The 22,183-nt window shown below is 67.2% G+C and carries 24 protein-coding genes; 10 read left to right on the top strand and 14 right to left on the bottom strand.

The genetic code is table 11. The features are described from left to right. Window positions 1–33 precede the first annotated feature (33 nt). Together KX816_16365 and KX816_16370 are read left to right on the top strand one after the other, a co-directional pair. The gene (locus KX816_16365; GenBank protein ID QXQ05771.1) at window positions 34–306 is read left to right on the top strand and encodes an acyl carrier protein; all 273 of its coding nucleotides are present in this window, start codon (window positions 34–36) and stop codon (window positions 304–306) included. Beyond that, window positions 303–1,535, top strand: coding sequence for an aminotransferase class I/II-fold pyridoxal phosphate-dependent enzyme (locus tag KX816_16370; protein QXQ05772.1), 1,233 nt, complete (start codon window positions 303–305; stop codon window positions 1,533–1,535). Before KX816_16365 ends, KX816_16370 begins: the two co-directional genes overlap by 4 nt. Here the strand turns inward: KX816_16370 and KX816_16375 are convergent. Then, window positions 1,500–2,417 carry a hypothetical protein gene (locus tag KX816_16375; GenBank protein ID QXQ05773.1) on the bottom strand — a complete coding sequence of 306 codons (918 nt, stop codon included), beginning with the start codon at window positions 2,415–2,417 and terminating at the stop codon, window positions 1,500–1,502. The genes KX816_16370 and KX816_16375 overlap by 36 nt on opposite strands. Beyond that, entirely contained in the window at window positions 2,407–3,369 is a 963-nt protein-coding gene (locus tag KX816_16380) for an acylglycerol kinase family protein (protein QXQ08628.1), read from the bottom strand. The genes KX816_16375 and KX816_16380 overlap by 11 nt, the downstream gene beginning before the upstream one ends. Before the next feature lie 449 nt (window positions 3,370–3,818). Here KX816_16380 and KX816_16385 point away from each other — a divergent pair, with 449 nt between their 5' ends. From KX816_16385 to KX816_16405, 5 genes are all read left to right on the top strand, one after another. Then, on the top strand, window positions 3,819–5,294 hold the full coding sequence (locus KX816_16385; GenBank protein QXQ05774.1) for an LptF/LptG family permease: 1,476 nt from the start codon (window positions 3,819–3,821) through the stop codon (window positions 5,292–5,294). Window positions 5,295–5,299: 5 nt separating this feature from the next. After that, window positions 5,300–6,388, top strand: coding sequence for an LPS export ABC transporter permease LptG (gene lptG / locus KX816_16390; GenBank protein QXQ05775.1), 1,089 nt, complete (start codon window positions 5,300–5,302; stop codon window positions 6,386–6,388). Further along, window positions 6,385–7,935, top strand: a complete 1,551-nt coding sequence (locus tag KX816_16395) for a polysaccharide biosynthesis C-terminal domain-containing protein (GenBank protein QXQ05776.1) — start codon at window positions 6,385–6,387, stop codon at window positions 7,933–7,935. The genes lptG and KX816_16395 overlap by 4 nt, the downstream gene beginning before the upstream one ends. 63 nt (window positions 7,936–7,998) lie before the next feature. Beyond that, entirely contained in the window at window positions 7,999–8,769 is a 771-nt protein-coding gene (locus KX816_16400; GenBank protein QXQ05777.1) for a sterol desaturase family protein, read from the top strand. Further along, window positions 8,766–9,905, top strand: coding sequence for an N-acetyltransferase (locus KX816_16405; protein QXQ05778.1), 1,140 nt, complete (start codon window positions 8,766–8,768; stop codon window positions 9,903–9,905). Before KX816_16400 ends, KX816_16405 begins: the two co-directional genes overlap by 4 nt. Here KX816_16405 and xth read toward each other — a convergent pair. From xth to KX816_16450, 9 genes are all read right to left on the bottom strand, one after another. After that, window positions 9,902–10,672: an exodeoxyribonuclease III gene (xth, locus tag KX816_16410; protein QXQ05779.1), complete on the bottom strand. Its 771-nt coding sequence runs from the start codon at window positions 10,670–10,672 to the stop codon at window positions 9,902–9,904. The genes KX816_16405 and xth overlap by 4 nt on opposite strands. A gap of 46 nt (window positions 10,673–10,718) precedes the next feature. Next, window positions 10,719–11,048 (bottom strand): iron-sulfur cluster insertion protein ErpA, encoded by a 330-nt coding sequence (gene erpA / locus KX816_16415; protein ID QXQ05780.1) that lies wholly within the window; start codon window positions 11,046–11,048, stop codon window positions 10,719–10,721. 59 nt (window positions 11,049–11,107) lie between these two features. Beyond that, entirely contained in the window at window positions 11,108–12,019 is a 912-nt protein-coding gene (locus KX816_16420) for a M23 family metallopeptidase (protein QXQ05781.1), read from the bottom strand. 303 nt (window positions 12,020–12,322) lie between these two features. Then, on the bottom strand, window positions 12,323–12,781 hold the full coding sequence (locus KX816_16425) for a peroxiredoxin (protein ID QXQ05782.1): 459 nt from the start codon (window positions 12,779–12,781) through the stop codon (window positions 12,323–12,325). Window positions 12,782–12,789: 8 nt separating this feature from the next. Next, window positions 12,790–15,423 (bottom strand): bifunctional [glutamate--ammonia ligase]-adenylyl-L-tyrosine phosphorylase/[glutamate--ammonia-ligase] adenylyltransferase, encoded by a 2,634-nt coding sequence (gene glnE / locus KX816_16430; GenBank protein QXQ08629.1) that lies wholly within the window; start codon window positions 15,421–15,423, stop codon window positions 12,790–12,792. 97 nt (window positions 15,424–15,520) lie between these two features. Continuing rightward, window positions 15,521–16,039, bottom strand: coding sequence for a DNA starvation/stationary phase protection protein (locus tag KX816_16435; GenBank protein ID QXQ05783.1), 519 nt, complete (start codon window positions 16,037–16,039; stop codon window positions 15,521–15,523). A gap of 87 nt (window positions 16,040–16,126) precedes the next feature. Continuing rightward, window positions 16,127–16,762 (bottom strand): sigma-70 family RNA polymerase sigma factor, encoded by a 636-nt coding sequence (locus KX816_16440; protein QXQ08630.1) that lies wholly within the window; start codon window positions 16,760–16,762, stop codon window positions 16,127–16,129. A gap of 181 nt (window positions 16,763–16,943) precedes the next feature. Next, window positions 16,944–17,081, bottom strand: coding sequence for a hypothetical protein (locus tag KX816_16445; GenBank protein QXQ05784.1), 138 nt, complete (start codon window positions 17,079–17,081; stop codon window positions 16,944–16,946). 76 nt (window positions 17,082–17,157) lie between these two features. Next, complete coding sequence (locus KX816_16450) at window positions 17,158–17,952, bottom strand: response regulator (protein QXQ05785.1); 795 nt, start codon at window positions 17,950–17,952, stop codon at window positions 17,158–17,160. Window positions 17,953–18,221: 269 nt separating this feature from the next. On the opposite strand from KX816_16450, the gene KX816_16455 reads away from it, so the two are divergent. Both KX816_16455 and KX816_16460 read left to right on the top strand, forming a co-directional pair. After that, a complete protein-coding gene (locus tag KX816_16455; GenBank protein ID QXQ05786.1) occupies window positions 18,222–18,320 on the top strand; it encodes a hypothetical protein in 99 nt (32 codons plus the stop codon). A gap of 77 nt (window positions 18,321–18,397) precedes the next feature. Next, window positions 18,398–19,393: a HAMP domain-containing protein gene (locus tag KX816_16460; GenBank protein QXQ05787.1), complete on the top strand. Its 996-nt coding sequence runs from the start codon at window positions 18,398–18,400 to the stop codon at window positions 19,391–19,393. Window positions 19,394–19,398: 5 nt separating this feature from the next. Here the strand turns inward: KX816_16460 and KX816_16465 are convergent, their stop codons facing one another. After that, window positions 19,399–19,872: a pyridoxamine 5'-phosphate oxidase family protein gene (locus KX816_16465; protein QXQ05788.1), complete on the bottom strand. Its 474-nt coding sequence runs from the start codon at window positions 19,870–19,872 to the stop codon at window positions 19,399–19,401. A 338-nt stretch (window positions 19,873–20,210) separates the two neighbouring features. Between KX816_16465 and KX816_16470 the strand changes: the two genes are divergently transcribed. Further along, window positions 20,211–20,351, top strand: a complete 141-nt coding sequence (locus tag KX816_16470; protein ID QXQ05789.1) for an entericidin A/B family lipoprotein — start codon at window positions 20,211–20,213, stop codon at window positions 20,349–20,351. Window positions 20,352–20,390: 39 nt separating this feature from the next. Here KX816_16470 and KX816_16475 read toward each other — a convergent pair whose 3' ends face one another. Both KX816_16475 and KX816_16480 read right to left on the bottom strand, forming a co-directional pair. Then, window positions 20,391–20,762 carry a hypothetical protein gene (locus KX816_16475; GenBank protein QXQ05790.1) on the bottom strand — a complete coding sequence of 124 codons (372 nt, stop codon included), beginning with the start codon at window positions 20,760–20,762 and terminating at the stop codon, window positions 20,391–20,393. Beyond that, the gene (locus KX816_16480) at window positions 20,704–22,182 is read right to left on the bottom strand and encodes a hypothetical protein (GenBank protein ID QXQ05791.1); all 1,479 of its coding nucleotides are present in this window, start codon (window positions 22,180–22,182) and stop codon (window positions 20,704–20,706) included. The genes KX816_16475 and KX816_16480 overlap by 59 nt, the downstream gene beginning before the upstream one ends. Window position 22,183: the final 1 nt, after the last annotated feature.

The raw sequence follows: 22,183 nt of genomic DNA on the forward strand, positions 1-22,183 counted from the left end.
TTGGCATCGCCGGATGACAATCAGGAGTAGTGAATGCCGGGCTCTCAACCTCTCGACCGGAAGGCGATCTTCGACCGGATCGCCGCGCTGATCGAGCCGCTCAACAAGAAGGGCATCGTCGTCACCGAGAATACGACCTTCGCGGATGACCTCGAGCTGGACTCGCTGACCGTCATGGACCTGGTCGCGAATATCGAGGACGAGTGGGACATGGTGCTGCCGCTTAACATGCTGCCCGAGCTGGAAACCGTGGGGCAGGTCGCCGACGCGGTGGCGAAGCTTGCCCCGGAAGCAAAGACAGCGTGATCAACCTCCTCGATAAGTTCGACGGCATCGTCGCCGAGCGCCAGGCGCTGCTCGACTCCGGCATGCGCGATCCCGTCGGCGTCGTCATGTCGGCGGTGATCTCGCCGACCGAGGCGATCATCAACGGACGCGAGACGATACTGGTCGGCACCTACAATTACATGGGGATGACCTTCGACCCCGACGTCATCGCGGCGGGCGAGCGCGCGCTCCACGACTTCGGCGCCGGCACCACCGGCAGCCGCGTGCTGAACGGCACCTACGCCAGCCACAAGGACTGCGAGGCGGCGCTGCGCGAGTTCTACGGCACAACCCACGCGATGGTGTTCTCGACCGGTTACCAGGCCAATCTCGGGATCGTTTCGACGCTGGCGGCGCGTGGCGACTTCGTCATCCTCGACGCCGACAGCCACGCCTCGATCTACGACGGCTGCGCGCTCGGCAACGCCGACATCGTGCGATTCCGGCACAACAGCGTCGAGGACCTCGAGAAGCGCCTGCGCCGGCTGCCGCCCGAAGCCGGCAAGCTGGTGATCCTCGAGGGCGTGTATTCGATGCTCGGCGATATCGCGCCGCTCGCCGACATGGTCCGTGTCGCCAAGGCTGCGGGCGCGATGATCCTCGTCGACGAGGCGCACGCGATGGGCTTTTTCGGCGAGCATGGCCGCGGCGTTACCGAGGCAGCCGGCGTCGAGGCCGACGTCGACTTCATCATCGGCACCTTCTCGAAGTCGGTCGGCACCGTCGGCGGCTTCTGCGTGTCGAACCATCCGAAGTTCGAGGCGCTGCGGCTGGTGTGCCGCCCCTACGTGTTTACCGCAGCGCTGCCGCCGACCGTCATGGCGTCGAGCGCCGCGTCGATCCGCAAGCTGATGCACAGCCCCGCCAAGCGCGAGCGGCTGTGGGAAAACACCCGAGCGATGCATTCCGGGCTGCGCGCACAGGGCTTCACGCTGGGCACCCCCGACGCCCAGAGCGCGATCATCGCAGTGATGATGCCCGACCAGGAGACCACCGTCCGGATGTGGCAGGCGCTGCTCGAGCGTGGTGTCTACGTCAATTTCGCGCGGCCGCCCGCGACGCCGATGGGGACATTCCTGCTGCGCTGCTCGCTTTGCGCCGAGCACCGGCCCGAGCAGATCGCGACGATCCTGCAAGCGTTCGCCGATGCCGCCGCCGAAGTCGGGCTCGACCTAGCGCACGGCCCCCGAGCGGAGCAGGCGGGGTAGCAGCACCAGCCCGCCGAGGATCGGCCAGCGGCGCTGCCACGGTGCGATCGGCACCGGCACCCCGGCGTGGCGCTCGATTTTCCACGCCAGGTAATCGAGGCCGCCGTCGAAGGTGAAGGTTGCCTTGGCGAGGCGCGCCACCGACAGCATTTTGCCCTCGCGGCGGCGACGGCTCCATGCGGCAGCTCCAGTCGCGCGGTTGACGCCGGGCGCGATAGTGATCCGGTCGCCGTCCATAAACGCGGGCACTCGCGCAGCGGCCAGGGCGGGTGCGGTGAACGCACGGTAGCGCTCGGGGTCGGCGGCGAAGATACTGTCGCCGCGCCCTTTGCGCTCAGTACGCAGCTCGGCGGCAAAGGTCAGCGCGAAGGCCCCGGTCCACAGCGCCTCGACGGTCAGGTCAGCGGGCAGCGCCGAGGCAGCTGCCGCCAACAGCGCTGGCGCCGCCTGCGCCACCGCCGCGATGGCGGCCTCCCGCGCCGCCTCGTCCCGCACCCACACCAGCCGCGACGGCTGCGCGAACCGCGCCCAGACGCTCGGGTTGCGGGTCCGCGCGCTGCACAGCCGGGCGAAGTCGGCGCTGTCGAGGACGGCGTACTTGGCGCGCAGCCCTGCATAGGCGACCTGAAAGACATTGGGCGGCACCAGCCGGTTGGCCCGCGCCCGCCAGCCACCACCGTACGCTTCGTCGTAGCTGTCGACGATGACGTAGAAGTCGAGCATCAGCCCGTCGAGCGAACCCGACCGCAGACACGAACCGTAGAACAGGACGGCGTTGGTGGAGGGCAGCAGACCCGCGACGTGCGCGGCGAAAACAGTGACCTCGGGCGCGACCGCAACGGCGAGCTCGGCGGCTACCAGCCCTCGCAGCTCAGGCGGCAAGGCGGACGAACGACACCGGCGCGGTCGTGGTCAGGGTGATCGACCCACCGCTCGCGGCCTGGAAGATTTCCCCGTCCATGACGACGCTCGGCCGGCCGCCTTCGATTCGGATGGTCTCGCCGCCCTCGAGGTGAAGGCCGCCGATCGAGCGGTTGCCGAGGCGGCCGATCAGGACCTCGAACGCGATGCGGATCATGGTGATCGGGTTCTGCTCGATCGCCATCATCTTGAGAGTGCCGCCGATGCCGTTCGGACGGATGTTGAGCGCGATGCGTTCGAGCGTCGTCACCATCACGACCATGAAGTTGCCCTCCTGCCGGCCGTCGCCGCGGGTCAGCCGCATGCGGTCGTTGCGGCCCGGCAGCCATGTCGCCTTGATCCCGAGGACGACGCCGAAGACCATCGCAACCGCGGCAAGGAAGTGGCTGAGCCAGTTGGGCAGGCCGAGCGGATAGATCTTCTCGCGGCAGAACAGGATGATCGAGGCAAGGCCCGCACCGCCAAGGAACATGCCGAGCACCGGGCGGGTGTTGTCCTGGCCCGTGGTCAGCGCGATCAGTTGGCGATGGACGACGTGCGGGTCCATGCCGTCGCTGGCGATGCGCACGAGCTGGCGCAGCGCGCCCAGCGCGTCGCCCTGGGCACCGAGATCGAGAGCGATGAGGTTGGTCTTGCCGTTCGGCAGCACCGCGACCGGTGGAATGCGCCCGTCAAAATGGCCGCCGAGGTGCAATTCGGTCAACGCCGCCTGGACGGTGCCGTCGCCGCCGTTGATCGCCAGCACCATCGGCTTCATCCGGGCGATCGTGCGCAGCGCCTCCGGCACCTCGCTGACGTCCTCGACCTCATAGTGGAAGATGTTGGGGTGCGCGGCGACGAAGCTGCGGACCTGCGGCAGGATCGCGAGGTTGCCGGTCGAGCGCGGATTCGACAGCAGCGCAATCACTGGCATCGGATTTGGCGAAGCGACCGGCGGCGCGGTTCCGGCAACTGTCGGGCCGCTGACCGCCGAGAGCTTTGCCGCGATCGGCTTGACGCGTGCCAGCAAGCTTAGCGGGAGGCTGGCGTTCACAGGTAGTTCAGCCGGATATCGACGGTCGTCAGCCCGGTGCCGGCGGCAAAAGCGACCTTGCCGACGTCGGGCTTCGACCAGCCGAGCTTGGGATTGTTCGAGAAGCCGCCGCCGTCCTTGAAGATATTGGCGTGATGGTCGCCGTTGCGGTCATGGAGGACCGCAACGCCGTAACGGCCGGCACCCGGCAGCGCGACGCAGACATCGGCGTCACCGCTCGCCGGCACCGCGACGTCGATGCGGCGTACATAGCGGCCCGAAACCAGCCAATCGGCGCTGGTCGCCTGGTAGGTCGAGACGCGGATCAGGCCCTCGCGATCCTTGAATCCATGGATCTTGACGAGCAGCGCGGCCGCGTGCCCGGAGCACGCTGCGGCATCGGGTCCGATCGCCTGCGCCCCCCCCGGCTGGGCAAGTGCGGCAACCAGTGCGACGCCAAGTCGTGCCCCGAGTCGTGCAGCGCCGCGCGCGAGCTTCACTTTTGCCATGACCTTCGGTTAGCGCCGCCGTATAGGCGGCACGCAGACGAGCAGCCTGAATGGTCCGCATCTGCGGCTAAAATTTGTCCGAGGGACGGCAGCAATTTGGGACTACTGACCCGCTTCGACCGCTACCTCGCCCGGTTGATCCTGGTACCGCTGATCGCGTGCCTGACGATCGCGGCGATGTTGCTGCTGCTCGACAAGATGCTCAAGCTGTTCGATTTCGTCATGAACGAGGGCGGCCCGGTGTCGGTCGTCTGGCGCATGCTGGGCAATCTGATCCCCGAATATCTGTCGCTCGGCATCCCGATCGGAGTGATGCTGGGCATCCTTCTCGCCTTCCGCAGCCTCGCGATTTCGAGCGAACTCGACGCGCTGCGGGCCGTCGGCATCTCCTACAATCGGCTACTCCGGGTCCCGATGATCTTCGCCGCGGTGTTCGCGGTGATCAATTTCGGCATCGTCGGCTACCTCCAGCCGTATTCGCGCTACGCCTATGAGGGGCTGCGCTTCGAGCTGCGCTCCGGCGCGCTCGGCGCCAGCATCAAGGTCGGCGAGTTCGCCAAGCTCGGCAAGGGCATGACGCTCAGGGTCGAGCGTTCGGAGAATCGCGGCCGCGACCTGTTCGGGCTGTTCGTGCGGGCCGAGGGCAAGGACGGCAAGGCGCTCGCAGTCACCGCAAACACCGGCACCTTCCTGTCGACCGACGACCCCGACGTCATCCTGCTGCGCCTCCACCACGGCACTCTGGTCCACAGCAACGGCGACAAGCAGCTGCCGCGCGTGCTGTCGTTCGACCAGCACGACTTGCCGATCAACCTGCCGACGATGGAGAACTTCCGCGCCCGCGGCGACCGCAACCTCGAGCTGACGGTGCCCGAGCTGGCGCGCGTCGACCTCGATCCCAAGGCCGGGGCGCTCGACAAGTTGCAGAGCGCCTCGACGCTGAACCGGCGCCTCGTGCAGTGCGTGGTGATGTTCGTGCTGCCGTTCCTCGGCCTCGCGCTGGCGGTCCCGCCGAAGCGCTCGAGCTCGGCGCTCGGAGTATTCGTCGCGATCGTGCTGATCGTCACCTATCACAAGATCAGCGAGTATGGAGAGCGCATGGGCTCGATCGGCCGCGTCGACCCGGTGCTGGCACAGTGGATCCCGTTCACCATCTTCACCGCAATCAGCCTGTGGATGTACTACGTCCTCGCCTACAAGCCGGGGGGCCAGCCGATCGGCTTCCTCGACCGATGGTTCGCCAAGCTCGCGAGCCTGGTCACCAAGGCGGCACGGCGGGCGACGCCGTACCGCGACAGCGCGCTGTCGGCAGGCTGAACCCTATGGCCATGTTTCCGTCGGCGACGATCGCCCGCTATACCGCGCGCCTGTTCCTGATCCGCACGTTCGCGTTCCTGGCTGGCCTCGTGGTCATCCTCGAGACACTCGACCTGCTCGGCGAATCGAGCGCGATCCTCGCGGTCGCGGGCAACGGCGAGCATCAGCTCTGGCATTACGTGGCGTTGCGCGTGCCGCAGCTGATCCAGCTGTTCCTGCCGTTCTCGGTGCTGCTCGGCACGCTGGTGACGCTGGCGACGCTCAACCAGAACAGCGAGGTCGTTATCTTCAAGTCGGCGGGCATCTCCGCGCATCAGATCCTCAGCCCGCTGATCCTCGCCGCATTCGGCATCGCGGTCGCCAATTTCGCCTTCAACGAACGCATCGGGGTGCGCGCGACCGAGACCCTCGATGCCTGGCAGGCGGTCAACTACAAGTCCGTCCCCCAGACCAGCGGGGTAATGACGGAGCAGTGGGTGCGCGGCGGCGACGACCTGTTCCACGCGACGACGGTGCGCGGCCACGGCGACGCGACCCGACTCGGCGACGTCGTCATCTACGACCGAGACGGCAACCGCCTGACCCGCATCGTGCGCGCCGAGAGCGCACGCCCTGTACCCGGCGGGTGGGAATTGACCCAGGTCCGCAGCTTCGACGTCGCCAAGGGCATCGAGACCCCGAGCCCGACGCTGAACTTCCCCAGCACCGTCATCGCGCCGCAGTTCACCGCCGGCACCATCGAGCCGAGCCACGTGCCGTTCTGGGACCTGCTCACCGACATCGAGCGCCAGCGCGATGCGGGCAAGAACGTCGACTCCCTCGTCGCGGCCGCGAACCACAAAATCTCGGGGCCGTTGTCGGCGGTGCTGATGCCGCTGCTCGGCGCGGTCGCGGCGTTCGGGCTGGCGCGTTCGGGCCGGCTGTTCGTCCGCGCCGTGATCGGCATGTTCCTCGGCTTCGCGTTCTTCGTCGCCGACAACTTCATGGCGGCGATGGGGAATTTCGGCACGGTTCCGCCCATCCTGGCGGCATGGGCACCGTTCATGCTGTTCTTCCTGATCGGCGAGACCGTGCTGTTCCGCACCGAGGAGTGAGCGCCGAGCGGCGCGAGGTCACCACTCGCGACGTCGCTCGCGCTGCCGGAGTCAGTGTCGTCTCCCGCCTCGGCGCGGTCGTCGAGGTCCTCACCACCCCCGCCCTGACCTGGCTGTTCGGGGTTCCCGCCTACGGAGTCTACACCGTCCTCGCCGCCGCCGTGACGCTCTGCCAGGGCACCGTCGACTGCGCCATGACCAGCGTCCTCCAGCGCGTTGTCCCCCAGGCCCGAGACGAGGACGAAGCCGCCGCCGCGGTCAAATGGGCGCTGATCCTGGGGACCGGGCCGTCGATCGTCATCGCGTCGGTCGTCAGCGTGCTCGCTGGCCGCATCGCCCTGACCATCAACGCCGCCCCCGCCGACCGGCCCAGCCTCGCCGTCGCCGTGATCCTGTTCGCCTGGGCCTTGCCCCTCAACAGCCTCGTCGAAGTGACCACGGCCGCGGTTCGTGCCCGGCACGTCTTCGGCCCGGAAATCCGCCTCAAGGTGTTCTGGGAGCAGGTCATCAAGCTCGGGCTGGCGGCCGGCCTCGGGCTGGCGGGTTTCGCCCTGGGGGTCGGCTGGGGACGCGGCGCATTGGCACTAGCGCTGGCCCACCTCGGCTCGCAGGTCGCTGTCGGTGCGCTCGGGCTCCAGCTCGTCGCGCGCTTCTACGATGTCGGCCAGATCTGGCGAGCGCCGCTCCACGTCGCGCAGGCGCGGCACATGCTCGCCTACGGAGCGGGTATCATTCCGGCGAACCTGCTGCGCCGCGCGCTGACCGACCTGCCCGCGATCCTGCTAAACCGCTGGCTGCCCGGCACCAGCGGCGCGGTCGCGGCGGGCCTGTACGGCATCGCCCGCAAGCTCAGCAGCATCCCGCAGCTGGTCCGAACCGTCTTCGCCTACGTGATGTCACCGCTGGCGTCCTCGCAGGCGGCGCACGACCGCGCCCGCATTGCGCCGCTGTTCGGCTTCGCGACCCGGCTCGCCACCGCGCTCGCGCTCCCGCTGGCCGCCGCGATCATCGGCATCGGGCCGATCCTCCTCGGGGGCTTCGCGCCCGGTGCCGGAGCGGCCTTCCCCCTCCTCGTGCTGCTCGTCGGCGCCCGCGCTGCCGAAGCCGTCGCCGGCCCCGCCAGCTCGGTTGTCGAGATCATCGGCCATCGCGCCCGCCCGACGATCAACGCCGTCCTCGGCCTCATCGTCTGGCTCGGGCTGGCGTGGTGCCTTGTTCCCCGGCTGGGTGCGACCGGCATGGCGGCGGCAGTCGGTGCCTCGATCGTCGTCAGCGCCTGGGCGGCGCTGGCGCAACTCGCGGCCTACGACCGCCTCGCGCCGTTCGCGGCTCCCTATTGGCGCGTTGCCGGCATGGCGGTCATAGGAGCGGCCGTGACGATCGGCGTCGGGCTGGCCCCCTGGGGATGGGTCGCCGTCCTGCCCATCGCGATGTTCAGCGGCTGGGCGACGCTCCGCTACGGATTGTCGCTGGCCGACCGCGCGGCACTCGGTAGCCTTGGTCGGCGTTTAGGCGTCGGGGTAGCGCAGATCACCGCGCAGCCCTAACTCTATAAAGTCCTAAATCTGCCGCATTGGCCGCCTAACCAGCCGCCCGAACTTCAGGAGAATATGGTGAAGGCGCTTACCCTGCCCAAGCCCGGAATCTGGAACCGCTCGCATTATCTGAACAAGATGACGCTGAGCGAACTGGTCGTCGCCTATTTCCAGTATTACGCGATCCAGGCCTATCTCGCGCTCGCCGTCGTCGCGGCAGCGGTCGCGGCTTATTATCCGCCGACGCTGCTGCAGGGCGTCGTCGCGACCGTGTTTGCGGTGCTCGTCTACCCGCTCGTCTGGTACGGCCTCCACCGCTTCGTTCTGCACGGCCGCTGGATGTTCAAGTCGCCGCTGACCGCCAAGACCTGGAAGCGTATCCACTACGACCACCACCAAGACCCCAACCACCTCGAGATCCTGTTTGGCTCGCTGTCGACGACGCTGCCGCCGATCGTCATCATGACGATCCCGGTCGGCTGGCTGATCGGCGGCGTCGGCGGGGCTGCGGTCGCGCTGTGTGCCGGGCTGCTGACGACGTGCTTCTACGAGTTCTGCCACTGCATCCAGCACCTCTCGTACAAGCCGAAGAACCGCTATCTCGCATTGATGAAGGCGCGTCACATGGCGCACCACTTCCACGACGAGAGCGGCAATTTCGGCATCACCAACTTCGCCTGGGACAAGGCCTTCGGTACCTTCTACGAGCGCGAACAGCGCCCGGCGAAGTCGCCCACCGTGTTCAATCTCGGCTACACCGACGAGGTCGCGGAGACCTATCCGTGGGTCGCCGAGATGTCGGGCGGCGTCGCCAAGGGCCATCCGCGGCAACGCCAGTCCGCATGACCCTGACAATTCGCGCGGCGACGACGCCCGCCGATCACCGCGCTTTCGTCGACCTGCAGTGGGCGCTGTACGGCAGCGATCCGCACTGGGTGCCGCCGCTGAAGGGCGAAGCACTCGGGCTGATCGCGGGGCCGAAGAAAAACCCCTGGTTCGAGCACGCCCGCGCCGCTTTTTTCCTCGCCGAGCGTGACGGCAAGGTTGTCGGTCGCATCTCGGCGCAGGTCGACGACCTCGTCCTCGAATACCAGGGCAAGACGCTCGGTCAGTTCGGCATGTTCGAGAGCATCGACGACCAAGCCGTCGCCGACGCGCTGATCGCCGCCGCTGCCGGTTGGCTGCGCGGCCAGGGCATGAACCGGATGCAGGGACCGTTCTCGCTGTCGGTGTGGGATGAGGTGGGGCTCCACGTCACCGGCTTCGACAGCGATCCGACGATCATGATGGGCCACGGCCTGCCCTACTATGAGCGGCTGCTGACGGCCGCCGGCTTCGCGCCCGTCAAGGACACCCACACCTGGCAGGTCGACATTACCCGCCTGTTCCCGCCGCTGGTCCAGAAGATCGTCGCGAACGGCGAGAAAAATCCGCGCATTCGAGTCCGGACACTCCGCAAGGCGCAGTTCGACAGCGAGTTCTCGACGATCCTCAACATCCTGAACGATGCCTGGGCGACCAACTGGGGCTTCGTGCCGCTGACTCCGGCGGAGATCACGCACGCGGGCAAGAAATTCAAGCCGATCGTCTTCGAGGACCTGATTTACCTCGCCGATTACGACGGCGAGACCGTGGGCTTCATGATCGCGGTGCCCGACATGAACGAGGTCATCAAGGGTCTCGACGGCAGGCTGTTCCCGTTCGGCTGGATCAAGCTGCTGCGCCAGCTGCGCCGTCCGCGCAGCTTACGCATCCGCGTCCCCCTGATGGGCATCAAGAAGAAGTTCCAGGGCTCGCGCACCGCGTCGACGCTGGCGTTCATGATGATCGAGTACACCCGCCGCAATGCCCACAAGAAGTTCCACTCGACCGACGCCGAGATCGGCTGGATCCTCGAGGACAACGGCCCGATGCGCTCGATAGCCGAGGTTCTAAACGGCACGATTACGCGGACGTACCGGGTATTCGAGAAGGCGATCTAGCTCCGGAGCGTGATCCACGTCGGCGCGTGGTCGCTAGCCTTTTCCGCCGCCCGCACCTGCCGGTCGACCCCGGCGTCGAGCAACCGGTCTGCAAGCGCCGGCGATAGCAGCAGCCGGTCTATGCTGAGCCCGAGGTCGCGCGGCCACGCGCCCATCGTGTAGTCCCAGAAAGTATAAATCTTGCCGGTCGGGTGGACGGCGCGCAGGCCATCGGTCCAGCCCTGCCCGATCAGCGCCCGGTAGGCGGCGCGGCTCTCGGGCTGGCAAAGCGCATTGTCGGCCATGGCGCGCTCGCTGAAGGCGTCCTCGGTGGTCGGACAGACGTTGTAGTCGCCGGCCAGCACCACCGGCACTTCGCTCGCCAGCAGCCCCGCCGCGTGCGCGTGAAGGCGCGCGAACCAGCTCAGCTTGTAGTCGAACTTCGGGCCGGGAAACGGGTTGCCGTTGGGCAGGTACAGCGCCGCGACCAGCAGCCCATCGACCGCGGCCTCGAGGTAGCGCGACTGGACGTCCTCAGGATCGCCGGGCAGGCCGCGCTGGGTTTCGACCGCCGGCCGCTTCGACAGGATCGCGACGCCGTTCCAGCTCTTCTGGCCGTGGACGAGGGCATGGTACCCCGCCGCCTCGATCGCGGCATGGGGGAAGTTCTCGTCGGGAGCCTTGAGCTCCTGCAGGCAGGCGACATCGGGTTGCGCCTCCGCCAGCCAGTCGAGCAGGCGCGGCAGGCGCGCGTTGATACCGTTGATGTTGAAGGTGGCTATGCGCATGAGCGGCGGTGTAGCGCCCCGCGCCGCGAACTCAAACGCCCGAAGCTCAGATGCCGAACGAAGTCCCGCAGCCGCAGCCGCTGGTCGCATTGGGGTTGGTGACTTCGAACGCCGCCGCGCCGATCTTTTCGACGAAATCGACCTGCGCACCCTCGAGAAACGGCAGGCTGACCGAGTCGACGAGCATCGTCACGCCGTCGGTCTCGGTAACCAGGTCGTCAGCACCGATCTCGTTCTCGAGCGCGAACCGATACTGGAAGCCAGCGCACCCGCCCCCGTCGACTGCAAGGCGGAGCTTGAGGCCGGGCTTGCCCTGCTTGGCCGCGATCGCGGCGACCCGCGCAGCGGCGGCGGGCATCAGGATGGGTGCGCTCATGGACAGGATGTAGGCGCTTGCAGGCTCCGCTTCAATCGCGGTGCCGGCGCTCCTCGCGGCTAGTTGCGGATCAGGATCGGCTGGAGGCCGGTGGTGTGCAGCGTAAAGGTCGTGGTGTCGTCACTGGTATCGAGCAGCGTGACGTTGGTCGGGCCTTCGACGCCGCGCGGTGCAGCACCCTGCGCGGCGAGCATGAAAGCGCTCGCCTCGAGGAACGGCCGTGGGTTGATGGCGCGGCCGTCGAGGCGGATCTCGTAGTGGAGGTGGGTGCCTGTCGAGCGGCCGGTCGAGCCCATGCGGGCGATCAGCTGGCCCTGGCGGACGTGCGCGCCGGGCTGCACGAGGATCGCCGAAAGATGGCCGTAGCGAGTCGCGAGGCCCTTGCCGTGGTCGATCTCGACGAGGTTACCATAGGCTCCCGAGCGACCACCGGTGACGACCGTGCCGTCGGCGGCTGCGTAGATCGCCTCACCCGGCGTACCCGCCATGTCGAGGCCGGCATGCATCGCGGAGCGGCCGTTGAACGGATCGTAGCGGACGCCAAACGGGGACGTAAACGTATAGGTCTTGACCGGTACGTACGACGGGATCGCGGCAATCGCCGCCTCCATCGCAGCGACCTGCTGGTAGCTGGTCGCGAGCGTCGTGAAGCGTGGGTCGCTGGCAGTCGTCGTAACGGGGATGTACGGGCCGCCGATACCGACCGGGGTGCTGCCGGTGAAACGCTTCGGGTCTAGGCCGACTCGGCGCAGCAGCGCCTCGGCCGCCTGCAGGCGGCTCTTCACCGAAGACGCCGCGCGGTCGATTAGGCCACGATCGGCAGTGGCGTTCCCGGTCGTCGGGGTCTCGGCCATCAGCGCGTCGACCTGATGCTGAAGGCGGGCGAAGTCGGCTTGCTTGGCGGTGTCGACCGCGCCGGGCGTCGCGGCGCCCAGCCAGGCTGCGATCAGTGCTGCTCCACCTAATGCCATGTGCGCCGCAAGTCCTTGATTCGGCGAGCGAGGTACAAATCATCAGCGATCGCCCACGAGTACACCCGCGAACGCCTTCGACCGCCGAAAAGCTTGAACCCCACCCGAAGCAAATAACTTGCCGACGGGCTGGCCCGCCGACCCCCCTGTTGGAGCAGCGATGCCGAAGCCCGGCAACCCGCCAGCGCCCAACCGAGGGTGAGTTGCGCTGAAGGCGCGGCGAGCCGATGATTTACGCAAATATACTTAGGCTGGGATGCAACTTTACAGGCGGTTGGGCGTGCAACGACCCGATTCCCGGCATCATTCTGGCGACTTTGCCGCTGTCAGCACTTCGGCTGCGTGGCCGGGGACCTTCACCTTGTGCCAGGCGCGGACGATCTTGCCGTCGGTTCCGACGAGGAAAGTGGCGCGCTCGATGCCCATGTATTTGCGGCCGTACATGCTCTTCTCGACCCACACGCCCCAGGCTTCGCAGGCGACGCCGTCGGGATCGGAAGCGAGTGTGACGCCGAGATCGTACTTGGCGCGGAATTTCGCGTGGCTGGCGAGCGCATCCTTCGACACGCCGATCACCTCGACCCCAGCCTGTTTGAAGTCGGCGGCGAGCGCGGTGAACTCCTGCCCCTCCTTCGTGCAGCCCGAGGTATCGTCCTTGGGGTAGAAATAGACCACGGCTCTGCGTCCGGTGATGGCGGTGCGCGCGCCGGCGTCGGTGTCGAGGTCGAGTGCGGGGGCGGTGTTGCCAGTCTCGAGGGTCATCGCGAGTGTTACCTTTTGCTGCCGAAGACCTCTGCCCATGCCGCAATCACCCGCGCCTTGGCGAGTCCCAGCGCGGCCTCGACGTCGGTCTCTCCGGCCAGCCGCGCCAACAGGTCGCGGGCAGTGGCGCTCGGCGCTCCGTCGGGAGCGACGAGGCGCAGCGTCACCAGGCAGCGGGTCAACAGGCTGTGCGCGTCGACGAGGTCGGGCCTCAGCACCGCGATCGCGGTCCCGAGGTCGGGGTTGAGGCCGGCGCCGTCACGGAGCTGAAGGTAGTGGACGATGAACTCGAGATCGACGAGCGCGCCTGGCGCAAGCTTGACGTCCCACTTGCCGCCGCCCGGCTTCGCGGCCGCGATCTCGGCCCGCATCGCGACGACCTCCTTTGCCAGTGTCGGCGGCGGCGTAGCGGTCAGGATGGCGCAGATGGCGTCGGTCACTGGGCCGGGGTCGCCCGCGACCACCCGCGCCCGGGTCAGCGCCATGTGCTCCCAGGTCTCGGCCTCCTCGGCCTGATAGCGCGCGAAGCTGTCGAGGCTGACGGCGAGCAGTCCCTTGGCACCGAACGGTCGCAACCGCGTATCGACCTCGTACAGCGCCCCGGACGCGGTCGGCACCGACAGCGCTGCCGAGACCCGCGCCGCCAGTCGGTTGAAGTACTGGGTGCCGGCGTAGGGCCGCTCGCCGTCCGATACCGCGTCATGCGCGCCGGTGAACAGGTAGACGAGATCGAGGTCGGAGGCGTGGCTGAGCAGTACGCCGCCGTAGCGCCCGAGCGCGAGCACCACCAGTCCGCCGTTCGCGATGCGACCGTGGACGGCCTCGAAGTCCGCTGTAATACGCTCGACCAGCAGCGCCAGCGCGACGTCGGCGAGGTGGGCGAGGTCGCGCCCGACGCGCAGCGGATCGGCCCGCCCCTCGATAAGCTGGGCACCAAGCTGGAAGCGTCGCTCGCCGGTCCATCGGCGCACACGGTCGAGCACCTCCTCGGTATCGCGCGCGCCCGCTACCATCGCGTCGAGATCGGCGCGCAGCCGCGGTGCATCGGGCAGTGGCGAGAAGGCATCGGCACCTAGCAGCACGTCGAACAGCGCCGGCGTCCGCGCCAGCGCGTCGGCAAGTACCGGCGTCACCCCGAGCAAGCGCCCGAGCAGCGGCACTAGCGGCGGGTTCGCCTCCAGCAATGCGAGGAACTGTACGCCTGTGGGCAGTTGCGCGAGGAAGCCATCGAGTCGCGCCGCCGCCTGCGCCGGGTCCGCCGCCTTGCCGAGCACGTCGACGAGCGAGGGCAGGAGAGCTTCGAACGACGCCTTCGCCGCCTCTGACCGCAGCGCCCTGTACGACGACGTCCGCCAGCGCGCGATCATCGGGGCCAGCAGCTTGCCGGTCTTGCCGAGCCGTGTCGCCAACGCCTTGGGCTCGTCGGGCAGCGACTTCGGCCCCTTCGCCTCCGCGATCAGCCGGTCGAAGGCGCGGGCTACCGGGGCCGTCGTCGCCTTGAGGCGGCGCTCGAGGCCGCGCCAGTCGTCGAACCCGCACAGCCTGGCTAGCGCCAGTCGCTGCGGTGCCTGCATCGGGATGCTGTGGGTCTGCGCGTCTTCCAGCATCTGCAGCCGGTGTTCGACCGAGCGCAGTGTGCGGTACGACGCGGCAAGGGTGTCGGCTTCTTCCGACGAGATGCGACCCGCCACGGCCAGCGCGACCAGCGCATCGAGCGTTGCCGGCGCGCGCAGCCCGGGCTCGCGGCCGCCCCAGACGAGTTGGTGGAGCTGGGCGAAGAATTCGACTTCGCGGATGCCGCCACGCCCACGCTTGAGGTCGAAGCCGGGGCCGAGGCTCTGCCCCGCGTCGAAATGATCGCGGATTCGCAAGGAGACCGCCTGGATGTCGCGAATCGCGGTGTAGTCGAGGCTGCGGCGCCAGACGAAGCCCCTGATTGCGTGCAGAAAAGCCTCGCCGAGCGCGATGTCGCCGGCGCACGCCCGCGCCCGGATGAAGGCGGTGCGCTCCCAGGTCAGTGCCTCGGACTGGTAGTAATGCTCGGCCGCGGCGACGGGCAGCGCCAACGGGGTCACCTCGGACGCTGGCCGCAACCGCAGGTCGACGCGGAAGACATAGCCCTGAGGGGTCGGGTCGTTCATGATCGCGACCGCGCGCCGGGCGATGCGAACCGCAGCCTCGGCGACGTCTTCGCGGGGCCGTACCGGTATCAGGCCAGGCTCGTAGAGCAGGATCAGGTCGACATCGGACGAGTAGTTGAGTTCGTGGCTGCCGAGCTTTCCGAGCGCCAGCGCGACCAGGCCACGATTCGGCGCTTCGCGCTCTGCGAGCGCGGCGGCGATACTACGGTCGAGGGCAAGATCGGCGAAATCGGACAGCACGCCGGTGACGCGCTCGAGCGGCCAAGCACCCGACAAGTCAGCGATCGCGACGATCAGCGCGACCTGACGCTTCGCAGCGCGGAGAACCATCGCCGGATCGCCATCGGCCCCCGCAGCAACGAATGCGGCGGTTATAGCGGCATCGGCGCCGTCATCGATTAGCCCGGTGGTGCAGTGGGGTTGGCTACGGATCAGGCCGCGAAGGTAGGGTGCGTATGACCATGCATGGGCCAGCGCGGTCGCCAATCCCGGCTCGGGAATACGGCCGGCGAGCAGCCTGGCAAGTTCCGGCGGCGGATCGAGGGACGGCAGGTGCACGCGCCTATTGGCACTCCTGCCGCCCCAATGTCATCCCGCGTCAGGCGATCGTCGACCTCAGCATCCACGCGTTCTCTTCGTGTACGCCGATACGAGCGATGATCATGTCCTCGGTGAACTTGTCGTCGTTCTGCTCGGCGACATTGCTGACCTCGAACATGCGGCGAGCAACCGCCTCGTTGTCGCCGACGAGGATCTGGAGCATTTCCGCGGTCGTGGTGTGCGGGGTTTCGACGTCGACGCAGCTCAGGTCGCGGAACTCGGCGAAGCTGGCGGGCGCGACATGGCCGAGCGAACGGATGCGCTCGGCGATCGCGTCGGCGGCCTGGTGAAGCTCGTTGTACTGTGCATCCGTGAGCTTGTGGATACCGAAAAAGCCAGCGCCCGTGACGTTCCAGTGGACGCCCAAGGTCTTGAAGTACATTGCGTAGCTGTCTGCCAGCGCCTGCTTCAACGCTGTCGCGACGGCATCGCGCTGCTTGGTCGAGATGCTGATGTCGAGGACTTCGTCGTCGGTCGCACCCTTGCCGCTAATGATGCTTTGCGCGTTGCTGGCCATGTCATGTCTCCGATGGTTGCGATTGTGTTCGTCCAACCATCCGACGTTAGCACTGTTCCGTAGCGCTTCGGCTAGCACCCGCCCGCACTAACCACGTGCGAGCGTGTCGACCTGCCCCATGATCTGGTTGAGCGCCGAAACGCCCTGGGTCGGCGGATCGAGACGCCGCGACGGCAACAGTCCCTCGTTGAGGATGATCTCCAACGCCGCACGGCCACGCGCGACACGCGACTTGATCGTCCCGACCGCGCAGTCGCAAATCGACGCCGCTTCCTCGTAGGCGAAGCCGCCCGCCCCGACGAGGATCAGCGCCTCACGCTGCGCCTGTGGCAGCTGCATCAAGCCACGCTGCAAGTCGGCAAGGTCGATCTGGCGGTCCTGCCCGGCCGGTGCCGCGAGCAGCTTGTCGGCGGTGAAGTCGTCCCACTCGCCCTTGAAGCGCGACCGGCGCATCTGGCTGAGGAACAGATTGCGCAGGATGATGAAGGTCCACGCCCGCATGTTGGTGCCGGCCTGGAAGCGCTCGCGCGCCGCCCACGCCTTGAGCAGAGTCTCCTGAACCAGATCGTCGGCGAGATCGCGGCTGCCCGACAACGAGCGCCCGAAGGCACGGAGGTGAGGGATGACCTGCGCGAGCTGGTCCTTGAAGTCCTTGTCCGACAGCGCTTCGGGACGCGGCGGAGGCGGTGCCTCGCCCTCGCCGAGGCGCGCCAGGATGTCCATGAACATCTGCGGCACCGCGTCGTCGCTCGACTCGGCGAATGCGACGCGCAGGAACGCACCCAGGTCCTTCGCCGCCGGCGCGACCGGAATCGCGTTGGGATCGGGAGTGTGATTGACGCGCGGCGCGCGAACTTGTCTGGCCATGGTCTTCTCCCCGGCGCAAAAATTCAGTCTACGGACTTCAACCGTAGACCGAATAGATAATCGCGAACGCGACGATGACCAGCACAAGGGCGACAATCATTATCGTACGCACTTGCGTGCCTCGCGAACCACCACGCGCCTCGGTGGTCGTCAATTTGATCTTATCGTCGTTCACTATGTCCCTCGCTCTCGGCCTCGTAACGGGTGCGACCGTGCTCGGTTCCGTCGGCAGTGGTCAGGCGAAGCTTGCGTCAGCCGAAGCTGGCGGTCGAGTTGAAGAACAGCGCCTGGGCAATTGCCGCTTTCACCGTCGAGCGCTGGAATGGCTTGGTGATCAGGAACGTCGGCTCGGGACGCTCGCCGGTCAGCAGGCGCTCCGGGAACGCCGTGATGAAGATCACCGGCACCGAGAACTCGCCGAGGACATCCTTGACCGCGTCGATCCCCGAGCTGCCGTCGGCGAGCTGGATATCGGCGAGGACCAAGCCTGGCTTGTCGGACTTGGCAAGTGCAGCTGCCTCGTCGCGGGTGACGGCGATGCCGGTGACTTCGTGACCGAGGTCGCGGACGATCGACTCGATATCCATCGCGATGATCGGCTCATCCTCGATGATCAGCACGCGAGTCGCGGTCTGGCGGTCGATCTCGGCCAGCGCCTCGGCGACCAGGCTGGCGACATCGCCAGGGGTGCTGTCGATGAGATAGCCGGCGTCCTCGTTGGTGAAGCCCTCCATCGCAGTCAGCAGCAGCGCTTGCCGCGACAACGGCGTGATCGCCGCAAGCCGGTCCTGCGCAACGCGTTCCATGGCGTGGATGGCATCGGGTTCGACCGCGACCTCGACGTTGGCGCTGCTCCAGATCGCGTGGAAGATCTTGTACAGGCCAAGGCGCGCATCGACGTCACGCGGGAAATCTGCCGGACTGGCGACGATAGCCTCGAGGGTGGCACGGACGAACGAATCGCCGTTTGATTGGCTGCCGGTCAGCGCGCGGGCGTAGCGGCGCAGGTAGGGAAGGTGCGGTGCGATATCGGAGGCAAGTGACATTGGCGGTGAGAACCCCTGTTAACGGGCGTTGCTGTCGGCCGTTTTCGGTAAAAGGTGACCGGCGAATTTACCGGCCATAGCGTCTAAGCATCTGCACGAACAGTCGACTGAGTTTTTTGTTTCGCTATTGAGACGAGCTACCCTATCGAACGGCCAGTTGGTACGTTGATGCGTCTCCGGGCAGGGACAGATTCGATCCACCATCTGGGGACCCAATGGCCGAAACGTGCGAACCCCGTGAACATCGATCCTCGACGCCGGGCACGCCGTTGGACGTCGTCGGCACGGCTCTGCGGCAGGCCTTCGACGCCGATGCTGCCGAACCGCTCCCCGAGACATTCGAGGACCTGTTGCGGCAGCTTCGGTAAGCGTGGATCGTCAGGTCCGGATTGAGAGGCCCGGATTGAACAGTCGACCAGCACGATCACCTTTGCGCGACTGGTCGATGACCGCCAAGGTGATGGTGGCGCTGGCGGTGGCGCTGCTACCGCCAGGCGTCGTCGCGGTCGGCGCGGCGCTCCGCAGCTACCAGGACGCCGTCGCCCACGGCGAAAGCAGCAGGCTTGGGCTGGCCCAGGCGCTGTCCATCGCCCTGCCGATCCTGATGTGGTTCGCGGCGCTGGCGATCGGCTGGATCATTGCGCGCCACCTGATTGTCAGGCCGCTGACCCAGATGCGCGATGCCGTCGAGAATTATACCCGCGGCGACAAGGACGTGCGACTGTCGGGGCAGCGCTTCTTCAGTCGGGAGGTCGCCGAACTCGCCGCCGCATTCGATAGCCTCGCCGACGATATCAAGGTCCACGATGCCGAACTGGTCGCGTCCCTGGTCGAGCAAAAGCGCCTGACCCGCGAGGTCCATCACCGGGTCAAGAACAACCTCCAGATCGTCTCGAGCCTGCTCTCTATCCAGTCACGCGACGCCGCCAGCGCCGAGGTCGCGCACGCCTATGCCGTCGTTCAGGCCCGGGTTGCGGCGCTCGCCGTCGTGCACCGCTGGATGTACGAGTCGGATGCGCCGGGCGACACCCACGGCGTCGACCTGAAGGCCCTGGCCACCGACCTTGCTGCCGGGCTCGAGCAGAGTCTGGCGGCCAGCGAGCAGATCAACGTCAGTATCGTGCCGCATGTGGAGCGGCTGTTCGTCAGCCAGGACACCGCCGTGCCGCTCGCCTTCCTGATCACCGAGCTGATCAGTTGCGCAGCGCGCAGCAGCGCACCCGATGCGCTCGCGGCGACAGTCTCGGCATCACAATTCGATGGCCGGGCAGTGTTGACCATCGCTGCGCGGGTGTTCGTCGGCGGAGACATTCTCGCCGCAGGGCGCACTCATCCAAGCAGCCGCATCGTCGGGGGGATGGCCCGGCAATTGCGCACGCCGCTTGTGCATGACCCAGTCGCGGGCAGCTACGCCATCGCCTTTACGCTGCCCGCGCAGTAGGGCCTCTACAGCGCGACGTGCGTCACTTCGCCACCGCTCGGCGGCTTCTGGGTGATATTCGCCGCGGCAACCTGGAACAGCTGGACGAGCTTGTTCGGCTCATCCCACAGCGTCGCGTGCGACGGCGTCACCTCGATCAGCGCGGTCGTCGGCGCCTCAGGACCCTCGGGCATCCACGCCTCGGCGAACGGCGACCACAGTTGCTTCGCCTTGGCGGCATCGCGGACCACACGGGCCTTGCCGGTGACCGAGACCCAGCTGTTGGCACCATGCGCGCCGAACGAGACGTTGATGTCGGAGTCGTCGGCGATCTCGGTGGTCTTGCTGCTGTCGATGCGGGTGATGAACCAGAGTTTTCCTGCCTCACGATCGACGCTGGCGCTCATCGGCCGGCTCTCCAGGCCCTGCGGCCCGCTCGTCGTCAGCATTCCGGTGCGGATATCCTTGATGGTATCCCAAAGCTTTTCGCGGTCGTCCACAAGCCGTCTCCCTATCGAAGTTACGGGCGACAGACGTTTAAGTCGTTACGGCGGTTCCCGATTTTAATCGTGTGGTAGACGGCTTCCCGCAAATCCGCTTTGCCTACCGGAAATTCTCGATTGAGGGTGGAACCCTAACCTAGGTTACCCGTTCAACACGTCGGATAGCGGCATTTGCCCCCCCGCTCCCGCTATCCTCCCAAGGGCCCGGCGACATCATCCCCCCCGAATGTCGTCGGGCCCACACTTCAAAAAAGTAAAAAATCGCCAGCCTGCGGAACATGCCTGCTCCGCAGGATTTGTTGCGTCGTCAACATGACGCATCTGGAGATTTACGCATGAAGAAGTCCGCCATTCTCGCCACTGCCATGGTCGCTGCGCTCGGCCTTGCGGCCTGCAACACAGTCGCCGGCGCCGGCAAGGACGTGAGTTCGGCCGGCAAGGCGGTTACGAAGACGGCCAACGACGTCAAGAACTAGTCGACGGTTGCCGCTCTGGGGCAAACACTCCAGAGCGGCCTATACGAGGTCGTCGGGCACGAACCACGAAGGCCGCGCGAACCGCCGCGCCCGCGCCAGCTTATGCGGTACGATGAAGCCCTGCCGCGCAGCCGGTTCCAGCGACAGATTGGCCAGCCCTATGCGCCGCCATGTCGCCAGGCCTTTCTCCAACGCAATACCGCCGTCGGCCTCGCTGGCGAGTAATTGTGACCACGCCTGACGGCGAAACGCCGCGACGCCGGCAGCATCTTCCCACAGCATCCCGAATTCGGTGTCCCAGCGCAGGCTGCGACCATTGATGTTCGCCGACGAAACCAATGCGTGCCGGTCGTCAGCGATCAGCAACTTGGCGTGGAGGCAACTTGGCGTGGAGGTAGATCGTTCCCGCACCGAACACCGTGCCGCGATCCGCGACGAATTCCTTCTCCGCCTCGGTCGCAGCCGTCGGCCTGGCGAGCATGAACAGACCAACCCGGTCGCCGAGCGCCTTGGTCAGGACTTCGAGGTTGCGCATCTGCAGCCACTCGCCGTGCCGATGCGGAGTGCGCCGGTCGCCGTCGTAGGCGACCTCCTCCGGGGCGCTCGGCAGCACGACGATGACCTCGAGTTCGGGCCGCGCCCGTGCCCGCGCGACGATCCACCGGGCGGCGTCCTTGTAGCGGAAGAACTGTGCCTCGATGTAGAGCGAGCGCTCCGCGGCGCCGATCAATCGCCAGTGCGCATCGGCGATCTCCATCACCTGCGGGCGCGGCCCGACCGCAAACAGGCGGTGGTCGCGGCTCGAGACGGTGCGGACTGCCTGCACCGTCGCTTCGCCGACCGCCTCGGGTACCGGCGGCAGTGCGTCGATCGATGCCAGCGGGTCGAGAGCCAGGGCGCGGTCGGTGCCGCTCGTCCAGTGCTCGGCGATGGCGCGGAAGCGGGGCAGCTCGGCGTTCCAGCAATCGCGGAAGTGCGCCGCCGCGTCGACCACGGCGGGCCCTTCGACCGCGACGCTGAGGTCGTGCCAGGTCCGGTCGGCGCGCTGGCGGTGGCGCTTGTCGTCATAGCGCCGCTCGTCGACATCGAGACCGCCGACGATCGCGGTGCGCCCGTCGATGACCGCGAACTTCTGGTGGTAGGTCGCGGGCCACAGCCGAGGCGCATGGCCAAGGCGGAAGCGCGGCCGCCCCCTGGCATCAAGCCGGTGGTGCCGCCACAGCCCGGGGCGGACGCTGAGCAGCTCGGCAGGATTATCGGCCTCCGCTCCCATGCGCCGCAGAAGGCGCGCGATCTGGACGCCGACGACGATCCGCAGCAGTTGCCGCGTCCCGAAGCCAAGTTCGCCCTCGTGCTGGATGACGATGATCTGCAGCCGCTCCTGCATCGCCTCGGGCAGCGTCGCGCTCATCGCCCGCAGCGTCCGGAAGGTCGACCACGAGCCGCCGTGGAGGTGGTCCGCCATGATCGGCTCGAAGTCCGCGAGCAGCAGCCGGACCGTTACCCCCGCTTCGATGACGTGCCGGATCAGCGCGGTCCAGTCGCCGAGGCCAAGCGCCCTCGCCTCCGCTGAGCGCGTCGCGGTGTCGGGATCGAAGATCCGGAACGCCAGCCAGACCTGTCCGGTCGCGGCGAGGACCCGGCGTTCGAGGGCCGGATACATGTCCGCCGCCTCGATCAGCGGGGTGACGCGGTTGCCGGGCCGGGCCGGGAACAGCGGCCGCTCGAGCACGGTGCCGGGATCGCCGGCGCACACAAACAAGTTGCCGGGATCACCGGCGTTGACGAACAAGTTGCCGGGATCACCGGCATTCACGATCAGGTCGGCCAAT

It is taken from the genome of Sphingosinicellaceae bacterium (assembly GCA_019285715.1).
In the GTDB taxonomy this organism is placed as follows: domain Bacteria; phylum Pseudomonadota; class Alphaproteobacteria; order Sphingomonadales; family Sphingomonadaceae; genus Glacieibacterium.